This window comes from Streptomyces sp. HSW2009, assembly GCF_040240285.1.
In the GTDB taxonomy this organism is placed as follows: Bacteria; Actinomycetota; Actinomycetes; order Streptomycetales; family Streptomycetaceae; genus Streptomyces.
Window position 1 is genome coordinate 1 of record NZ_JBEHZD010000351.1, and the last position, 8,588, is coordinate 8,588.

5 protein-coding genes are annotated in these 8,588 nt (G+C 74.4%); 1 reads left to right on the forward strand and 4 read right to left on the reverse strand.

Annotation, left to right across the window (positions count from 1 at the left end; genetic code table 11):
* From AAHZ94_RS22970 to AAHZ94_RS22980, 3 genes are all read right to left on the reverse strand, one after another.
* Positions 1–1,181 (reverse strand): glycosyltransferase (locus tag AAHZ94_RS22970; protein ID WP_349994877.1); only part of this gene is annotated, 1,181 nt, incomplete at its 3' end.
* A complete protein-coding gene (locus AAHZ94_RS22975; protein ID WP_349994878.1) occupies positions 1,178–2,323 on the reverse strand; it encodes a glycosyltransferase family 4 protein in 1,146 nt (381 codons plus the stop codon). The genes AAHZ94_RS22970 and AAHZ94_RS22975, both read right to left, overlap by 4 nt.
* 704 nt (positions 2,324–3,027) lie before the next feature.
* Complete coding sequence (locus tag AAHZ94_RS22980) at positions 3,028–4,455, reverse strand: HEAT repeat domain-containing protein (protein WP_349994879.1); 1,428 nt, start codon at positions 4,453–4,455, stop codon at positions 3,028–3,030.
* 310 nt (positions 4,456–4,765) lie between these two features.
* On the opposite strand from AAHZ94_RS22980, the gene AAHZ94_RS22985 reads away from it, so the two are divergent.
* Complete coding sequence (locus AAHZ94_RS22985) at positions 4,766–6,217, forward strand: PP2C family protein-serine/threonine phosphatase (RefSeq protein WP_349994880.1); 1,452 nt, start codon at positions 4,766–4,768, stop codon at positions 6,215–6,217.
* Positions 6,218–6,738: 521 nt separating this feature from the next.
* Here the strand turns inward: AAHZ94_RS22985 and AAHZ94_RS22990 are convergent.
* Positions 6,739–8,217: a DNA-binding protein NsdB gene (locus AAHZ94_RS22990; protein ID WP_349994881.1), complete on the reverse strand. Its 1,479-nt coding sequence runs from the start codon at positions 8,215–8,217 to the stop codon at positions 6,739–6,741.
* Positions 8,218–8,588: the final 371 nt, after the last annotated feature.

Genomic DNA, 8,588 nt, shown 5'->3' on the forward strand with positions numbered 1-8,588 from the left:
GCCCCGGGGCGGGGGGGGGGGGGGCGTTGGGGGGGGGGGGGGGGGCGGGCGCGCCGGCGGCCCCCGGCGGGGGCCCACCCCACCTGTCCCGCCGGGGCCGGCGCCGCGGCGCGGCGGTCAGGTTCGGGGGTGGCCAGCACGCCTTCGACGGCGTCGGCGAACGCCGCCCCGTCGTCGGTGGCGCTGGCACCCGCCGTGGCGACGATGTCGGGCAGCGCCGAGGAAGCGCTGACCACCACCGGCGTACCGCACGCCAGCGCCTCAAGCGCGGCGAGCCCGAACGTCTCGGCCGGTCCCGGCGCGAGCACCACATCGGCGCTGGCCTGCCAGCCGGCGAGCTCCGCCCGGTGCGCCACGTGGCCGAGGAAGGTGACCGGCAGCCCCTCGGCCCTGGCGCGTTCGGTCAGCCGGGGGCGCAGCGGCCCGTCGCCGGCGACCACCAGGTGCACGTCCACGCCGCGCCGGCGCAGTTCGGCCACCGTGTCCAGGGCTCGCCCCGGCCGCTTCTCGGGCGAGAGCCGGGAACACATCACCAGCAGCAGCGTCGCCCCGCTCACCTGGCGGGCGCGCAGCGCCGCGCTGTACCAGGAGGGGTGGCAGCGCTCCAGATCGACGCCGAGCGGCGCCCGTACCAGGTTGCGCACGCCCAGCCGGACGAACTCGCGCGCGGCCCACTCGGTGGTACACACCACGCGCGTGTAGGCGCGGGCCGTACGGAGGTTGAGCCGGTCGGCGGCGAACGCGGCGGCGGACGGCGGGACGCCCCACGTACGGAGCACGGCGTCGGCGCTCTCGTGGGAGACCATGACGGCCGGCACCCTGGCCCGGCGGGCCCACTCGCCGGTCCAGCGCAGCGTGGTGCGGTCGGAGACCTCAAGGCGGTCCGGGGCGATCCGGTCGAGCAGCCCGGCCAGCGTGCGCCGGCCGGTGAGCACGCGGTAGCCACCGGTGCCGGGGAGTTCGTGACCGGGGACGGTGATCACGCGCCCCTGCGCGGTGGCCTCGTCGGACGGCCGCTCGCCCGGGATGACCAGGACCGGCTCGTGCCCGGCGGCCTGGTAGCCGGCGCCGAGTTCGCGCAGCGCGGTGCGCAGCCCGCCGGAGGTGGGGGTGATGAAGTTGGCGATGCGCACGATCCGCAGCGGCCCACCGGCCTGCGGCGCGGTACGTGGTTGCGTCATGCCGCCCGGCCCTCCGTGACCCGCCCGGCGCGCTCGGCCAGCACCTCGGCGTAGTGGTCGATCAGGAGGTCGCCGACCATCTCCCAGGTGCGCCCCTCGACGGAGGTGCGGCCGGCACGGCCCATGTCGGCCCGGAGCCGCGGGGATTCGGCCAGCATCCGGACCGCGTCGGCCACGGCGGCCGAGTCGCCCGGGGGCACCAGGAGTCCGGTCCTGCCGTGCTGGACCAGGTCGGTGGGCCCGCCGATGGCAGGCGCCACCACCGGCACGCCGCTGGCCTGCGCCTCCTGCACGGTCTGGCAGAAGGTCTCCTGCGGTCCGGTGTGGACGAAGACGTCGAGGGAGGCGAAGATGCGGGCCAGTTCCTCGCCGGTGCGGCGGCCGAGGAACTCCGCCCCCGGCAGCGTCGAGCGCAGGCTGGTCAGGCTGGGCCCGTCGCCGACGATGACCAGCTTGACGCCGGTGAGACCGGCCACCGGAGCGAGCAGTTCCACGCACTTCTCGGGCGCGAGCCGGCCGACGTAACCGACGATCAGCTCACCGCCCGGGGCCAGGGTGCGGCGCAGTTCCGGGTCGCGGGCGGCGGGCCGGAAGCGCTCGGTGTCCACCCCGCGCGGCCACAGCGCGATCCGCGGCACGCCGTGCTCGGCCAGGTCGCGGGCGGCGGCGGTGGAGGGGGCCAGGGTGCGGTCGGCCGCGGCGTGCACGGCGCGGATGCGGCGCCAGGCGGCGCCCTCGCCGGTGCCGAGGTAGGTACGGGCGTAGCCGCCGATGTCGGTCTGGTACACGGCGACGGTGGGCAGGTGCAGCCGGGTGGCGGCGGCCATGCCGCGCACGCCGAGGATGAAGGGGCTGGCCAGGTGGACGACGTCGGCACGGTGCGCGGCCAGGGTGGCGGCGAGCCGACGGCTGGGCAGGGCGACCCGTACCTGTGGATAGCCCGGCAGGCCGAGCGAGGGTACGCGGACGACCGGGTAGGGGTGGGTCCCGTCGCTGTCGGCCGGACAGTCGTGCGCGCCGGCCGGGGCGAGGACCAGGGGTTCGTGACCGCGCCGCGCGAGGTGCTGGGCGGTCTGTACGGCGCAGTGGGAGACGCCGTTGATGTCTGGTGGGAAGGATTCGGTGACGATAGCGACACGCATACCGGTGTTGTCGGCGCGCGGAACGTGACCCGGGCCACGTGGATCTTTCCGATCAGGGAACGTCCCATGAGCGTTCGCCGCTGCTGGGTGCGGGTTCTGCCCTGCCGTGCGGGTCTGTCCGGAAATCGCCCCGCCCCTCGAACCCACGCAACGGCTCCGCCCGGCCGACTCCGCCACCCGTCTGACCACCCCGCCGGACCCGACTGCCTACCCGACTCACCCACCTCCCCGCGCAGCTCTCCGGCGGGCCCGGTGTCCCGATCTGCCCGACTCCCCACCCGCCCGCCCCCACACCGCGCCGGAGCGCCCGTACGAGCAGGCAAAGGTCACCGGACGGCCGGCGCCGGAGGGCCGGCGGAGCAGGCCGGCAGACGACCGGCGAAGGCCCGCGGACAGCGGGCAGCCGGGCCGACAGGGTCGCACCAGCAGTCGGGGCGGCAGACCCCACCGGCATCACCCGACAACGCCACGTCAGGCGACATGTCGACAGAGCCCGAGCCGACCCCGAACGGTCACCCCGGCCGCAGCCGCGACCATGACCAGGCGCGGCCACCCGAGCCGGGGCGACACAGCCACCCGGGGGCCGGGGCCGGAGCGACACACGGACGCCCGGGGGGCCAGGGCGACGCACGGACGCACGGAGCCGGGGCCAGGGCCGGCGAAGCCGTGTCCCGGGCCGGGGCCGGGCCGGGGCCAGGCAGGGCTCAGAGCGAGGCCGTGTCCGGGTCGATCCGGCTGCGCACGGCCGTCTGCACCTCGGCCTCCTCGGCCGGGTCGGCGGCAAGGCTGCGCAGCCGTTCCACGACGCGGGAGTCGGCGGTGGCGGCGTGCCGGGCGGCCAGTTCGCGGGTGGATTCCTCGCAGTCCCACAGGCACTCCACGGCGAACCCGGCCGGGAAGGTCGGGTCGGTGGCCGCGAGCGCGCGCGCCGCCCTGCCGCGTAGATGGGAAGAGGACGTCTCGCGGTAGATGTGGCGCAGTACGGGCGCGGCGCAGCCGATGGCCAGCCGGCCCGCGCCGTCCACCAGGTCCCACAGCGCGGGCGCGTCGGGCCCCTCGGCGCGCACCACGCGCCGCAGCGTGCCGAGAACGGCGGTGGTGTCGTGCGGGCCGCCCCTGCGGGCGAGCAGCGCGGCGGCGGCGACGCCGAGCGCGTCATCGCGCCGCACCCAGCTCCTGGCCCTGGTCAGCGCCGCGGTGCTGCGCATGCGCTCGAAGGCGGCTATCGCGGCATCGGCCACCAGCGTCGACGGGGCGTCGGCCGCGGCCTCGATGAGTCCGAGCGCCTCGGGCGCGTGCTGCTCGGCCAGGTACCGCAGGGCGGTGGCGCGCGCCGCGTCCGGGCCGTCCGCCGCCGCCGCGATGACCTCGGGGAGGTCCTCGGGCCCGGCGACCGCGGTCAGGCAGCGGGCGGCCGGCCCGTGGCGGTGCTGGGTCGGATGGGCGTCGAGCCCCTGCTGGGCCCATTCCAGGACCTCGCGCACGCTCCAGCCGGGCCGCGGCCCGGCCGGCCTGAGCTGTCGTTGCCAGCGGTCGAAGCAGCCGTTCTCCAGGGCGGCGCGCCCCCGGGCGGCGTTCTCGGGCTCGGCGGTGTCCTCCGCCCAGAGCCGCCAGGGCCGCGGTTCGAAGGCGTCCCTGGCCACGGCCGCGAGCCTGGCCTCGCCCTCGGGGGTGCGCGGGAAGCGGCCCAGCACCAGGCCGCTCAGGGCGCGCAGCCCGCTGTCGTCGTCGCGCAGCGCCAACTCGTCCAGCGCCCACTGCCAGTTCCCGCCGGTGGCGGCGTACCGGCGGAGCAGGTGCAGGGCGTCGTCGCGCCCGTACGAAGCGAGGTGGCCGAGCACGGCGAGGGTGAGTCCGGTGCGCTCCTCGGCGGTGTCGATGAGGTCGTCCGGATGGAAGAGGTGTTGTTCGATCTCTTCAAGTCCACCGTCGAGCTCCATGCAGAGCCTGGCGTAGTAGAGCGAGCGGTTCTCCACCTGCCAGTCACGGCGTGGGTCGCGCAGCACGCAGTGGTGCAGCGCTGAGAGCGCCTCGGCCCGCGGTGCCGCGAGGGCGTGCAGGGTCCCGTCGCCGCGGCCTCGCTGGAGGAGACCGAGCAGGGAGCCGCTGGGCGCTATGTCTGGATCGAACATGAGGTCAGCATCCGGGGCGGGGGGTTCGGCTGGCAACGGGATTTCCTTCGACCGGCATTCTTGCCGATGTCTGCGGTCGGTATGCCTGATGAACGACAACGCCCGCGCGGTCCCAAGCGCCGCAGCCTACCCGGAAGCGCCGGCTCCGCCGATCCCACCGGCATATCCACGGGAGGCCGGTGACATATGCCAGAAGCACCACCGTATCGGGTATTGCCAAATCCCTTACAGACTGTCGCAGCCTGTGCAACAGTCGTCACCGGCCCTTCCTTCTAACTGGTCGCGCCGCGCCTGTATCGGAGTACGTCCCATGCCGTCGCCCCTCTTCGCGGACCGTCCCGCTCCGCAGCCGCCCCAGAGCGGCGCACTCGATGCACTGATCTCACAGACGCAACACCTGCGCGGCGGCCTCGACGCCGTTCGACGTGAGTCCAGCATCGAGGACGAGCAGTTCGAGGATCCGCGCGCACGTTGGCAGCGTGCCCTGTGCGAGCTCGCCGTCCACCACCTGGACGGACTCGGCGAGCATCTCGGCCAACTCCGCGAGGGGCTGCCCGTCGATCCCGACGAGGCGCCGCCGGGCGAGCGGTTGCCCGCCGCGCCCCCCGAGCCGGAGCGACGCCCCTCGGCCAGCCGGGTCGGCAGCGCCGAATGGAACCTCCTCACCGACGAGGTGACCTGGTCCGCCGAGCTCTACGAGATCTTCGGCCGGCGCCCGGCCGAAGGCGGCCTCTCCCTGGACGAACTCCCCTCCTGCGTGCACCCCGCGGACCAGTCGGCGCTGACCACGATGGTCACCGACTGCCTGGTGGACGGAAAGCCGATCGACGGGGAGTTCCGCATCATCCGCCCGATCAGCGGCGAGCGCACCGTGCACATGATGGGCGAACCGGTCCTCGAAGCCGACGGCAGCACCGGCTCCATGTGGGCCGTGCTGCGCGACGTCAGCGAGTTACGCCGCAGCCAGCAGGCCGTGCGCGAGACGCAGGACTCGCTGCGGCGCCAGCGCCACATCGCCCAGACCGAACACCGGCTCGCGGTCGAGCTCCAAGAGGCCGTTCTGCCGCCCTGGCGCGGCGCCCTCTCGCTCCCCACCGGCACCGGCGCGCTCGACCTCGCCGCGCACTACCTCCCCTCCGCCATCAGCGCACTGGTCGGCGGTGACTGGTACGACGCGCTCCAACTGCCCGACGGCCGCACGCTGCTCAGCGTCGGCGACCTGACCGGCCACGGGGTCGCGGCCACCTCCGGCATGGCCACCCTGCTCGGCGCGCTGCGCGGCATGGCCGTCGCCGGCGTGGAGCCCGGCCCGCTGATGGGCTACCTCAACCACATGCTCGACGTCTCCCCGCAGCCCGCGCTCGGCAGCGCCGTCTGCGGCCTGTACGACCCGGCCGCCCGCACCCTGACCTGGGCGCAGGCGGGCCACCCCGCCCCGCTGCTGTTCCGCGACGGGGCGGGGCTTGCGCTGCGCCCCCCGGAGGGCGTGCTGCTCGGCGCCACCTCGGGTGCGACGTACACCCAGCGCACCGAGGTGTTGGCCCCCGGTGACCTGCTCGTCCTGCACACCGACGGGCTGGCGCCGCGCAGCGTGCCGGCGAGCCCCGAGGCGGGAGCCGAGCGACTGCTCTCCCTCGCCCCCCGGTTCTCCTCGGCCCGTACGGCACAGGAGTGCGTACGGGCCGTCGTCGAGTGCTTCGGCGACGAGCAGCGCGAAGACGACGCCTGTCTCCTCGTCGCCCGGATCGGCTCCGACACATGAGGTGCCGTACGGGACACCTCAGGGGGCAGAGCCCGCCGCGGGCCGCCACGTCGACGGCCGACACCGCGACCCCCGCCTGTTCGCCCAGCACGGCCCGGGCCACTGCGACCCGACGCGCAACAGTGCCGTCAGATGGCTCCGACGCCATGTCGAGCACCGGCTCACCAAGGTCCGACGCCAGCCGCTTCCCAACCGGTCACCGTCGCAACGAGCAGCGAACCAGGCGACGATCCCAAACCGGCCCGGCAGGTCGCGCCACAACCCTGCACTCCAACCCGCCAGCAGCGGCCTCGCCCGTGACGAGAACGCCCGAGCTGCGGCACCACGCATCGCCACGCGTGACCGGGCAGGTCACATCGGGGCAGTTGGAGTCGTCCCGTACGCCTCGTACGCCAACGGATCGCACGGTCGGACGGTCGAGGGCCGACGCCCTGCGGTAGGTGGGGCCACGTCGCAGGGTGCTACCGGCGACTTCACGACCCGTCAACGGTCCCGTCGAAACGGTCGCCGCACCGCGGTCCTCACACCGCGGCGTTCGGGTCCAGGCCGACACCGTTCTGTTGGGGCAGCGCCTCCGCGATCTCTTCCCGGAGGATGCGGATGTCGGTGCGGCTCGCGTACTGGCCGGTGAGCCGGTACATCTCGCGCAGTCGGTCCCAGGTGCGGTGCGAGGAGGTCTCGCCGATGGTCACCAGGGCCAACCGTGCGTACTTGTCGCCCCGTTCCGGCTGGTCGTCGATGAAGCAGGCGGAGGCCAGCGAGATGTGGTCGAAGATCTGTGACCGCTCGTGGCCGTCCTTGCGCAGCCGCAGCGCCTCCTTGGCGTGCTGTTGGGCGAGCACCGCAGCCTTCGCCTCGTGTTCGGCGAGGGTGCGGTACGCCAGCGCCTGCATGCCGTGCAGGTCCGCTTCGTCGAACATCTGCATCCAACTCGGCGGCGGAACATCGCCCTTGTCGGAGACGAAGAGCTCCTCGGCCTCGCCCAGGGTGCGGCGCATGGCCTGCCCGCGGCCCATCGACGCCTGTGCCCACGCCTCGATGGTGTGCAGCATCGCCCGGGTGCGGGGCAGGGCCTCGTCGCCCGAACCCGACTGGGCGAGCTTCATCAAGTCGAGCGCGTCGTCGGGGCGCCCGAGATGCACCATCTGACGTGCGGCGCGCGAGAGGGCCTCGCCTGCGCGCGGCCGGTCGCCCCCCTCCCGTGCGGCGTGCGCGGCGATCACGAAGTACTTCTGGGCCGTGGGCTCCAGGCCCACGTCGTGCGACATCCAGCCGGCGAGCACCGCCAGGTTGGCCGCCACCCCCCACAGCCTGCGTTGGAGATGGGGCGGATGACGGTAGGCGAGCATGCCGCCGACCTCGTTGAGCTGCCCCACCACCGCCTTGCGCTGGAGCCCGCCGCCGCGGGAGGCGTCCCAGCGGCGGAAGATGTCGACGGAATTCTCCAGGGCTTCGATCTCCGCGGAGCCCACGGGCGCCGCCTCGTAGCGGTCGAAACTGGCGTGGTCGGCGGTGAACACGCCGGAGGGGTAGGGGGCGCCGGATACCAGGGCGGGATCGGTGTGCAGCCAGTCGTACATGGCGCTGCTGAGCACGGAGCCCGCGGTGAGCGCGGCTCCCGCGCCCACCAGGCTGCGTCGGTTGAACATGAGGTCCATTCCCGTGAATTCGGTGAGGACCTGGGCCGTACGTTCGGGCGCCCAGGGCAGACCGTCGTGGGCTTGCCCCTTCCCCGCGCGTCCCTTGCGGCCGAATCCGAGGTCCTCGATGGTCACGACACGACCGAGTCGCTCGGTGAACAGGGCTGCCAACACCTTCGGCACGGGATCGCGCGGCGTCTCGCCGGTCTCGATCCACCTGCGTACCCGCGAGGTGTCGGTCGCCAGTTGCGGATGGCCCATGGCCGCCGCCTGCCGGTTCACGAGTCTCGCGAGCTCCCCCTTGGACCATCCGGCCAGGCCGAACAGGTCCGCAAGACGGGCATTGGGTTCCCTCGTCACGTCAAGCCCCCAGGTTCCTCGGCTGTGTTGACAGTAGCCCCCGAGGTAGGGGCCCGCGACTATTCGCCAGGGTTCGCCAGGGTCCGCCAGATGGTGTGCCACCCGTACGCGGGTGTCCTGTAGGAACGCGCCACCCTCCCCTGGCCTTCGGGCCCGGGCACGTGGGTCACACCGCGGGGCGACCCGCGGGAACGCAGCCCCGAGCCGTGCCGTCGACGACGGGACGGATCGGGCGTGGCGGCGCCCCCGCCCCCCCGGCCGCCCCCCCCGCCCCCCAGCGCCGGCGGCGCCGGGGGCCGTCCCCTCGGGCCCCCCGCCCGTGCCGCCGCCCCGCCCCGGCTCCGGCCGGGGCACCCAGCCCCGTGGGCGCC

Bases quoted from the DNA above. Each gene is read 5' to 3' on its own strand.
- AAHZ94_RS22975 (WP_349994878.1), bottom strand. From the start codon at position 2,323: ATGCGTGTCGCTATCGTCACCGAATCCTTCCCACCAGACATCAACGGC.
- AAHZ94_RS22980 (WP_349994879.1), bottom strand. From the start codon at position 4,455: ATGTTCGATCCAGACATAGCGCCCAGCGGCTCCCTGCTCGGTCTCCTC.
- AAHZ94_RS22985 (WP_349994880.1), top strand. From the start codon at position 4,766: ATGCCGTCGCCCCTCTTCGCGGACCGTCCCGCTCCGCAGCCGCCCCAG.